Below are 469 nucleotides of genomic sequence, written 5' to 3'. Positions count from 1 at the left end.
AGTCTTGTTTAAAATGAAGAACGACACAAGTTTATGGGGCTATAGCTCAGCTGGGAGAGCGCCTGATTTGCATTCAGGAGGTCAGCAGTTCGATCCTGCTTAGCTCCACCATCTACTTGACACTGAGCTTGCATAAGCGAAGTACTGAAGGCTTGTACCTCGGATGGTTGCAGCCCTGCCCTCGAATAAGAGCGGTGAGGTCACAACGCCGACCGCCTCGCAAAATAGGCTTGTAGCTCAGCTGGTTAGAGCGCACCCCTGATAAGGGTGAGGTCGGCAGTTCAAGTCTGCCCAAGCCTACCATTTCCTTGCTCTAAGAAAGGAAGGTAATAAAGGTAGAAACGTGTCACGTTGGACCCGAAATCCTAATGAATATTTACTGTTTCAGTAAGCATTGATTAGGGTTTTTTACTCTAAAGATGAAAGTACTGCTTTTGCAGGAAACATCGAATGTTCTTTAACAATTTGG

2 tRNA genes are annotated in these 469 nt (G+C 46.3%); both read left to right on the top strand.

Annotation, left to right across the window (positions count from 1 at the left end):
* The first annotated feature begins 35 nt into the window (after positions 1–35).
* Positions 36–111: transfer RNA gene (locus IW644_RS19950), tRNA-Ala, on the top strand.
* Between the two features lie 115 nt (positions 112–226).
* Positions 227–303 (top strand) — tRNA-Ile (locus IW644_RS19945).
* Positions 304–469: the final 166 nt, after the last annotated feature.

This window comes from Alteromonas sp. PRIM-21 (assembly GCF_027563165.1).
GTDB classification, from domain to species: domain Bacteria; phylum Pseudomonadota; class Gammaproteobacteria; order Enterobacterales; family Alteromonadaceae; genus Alteromonas; species Alteromonas macleodii_A.
This window is presented reverse-complemented; position numbering and strand designations above follow the sequence as displayed.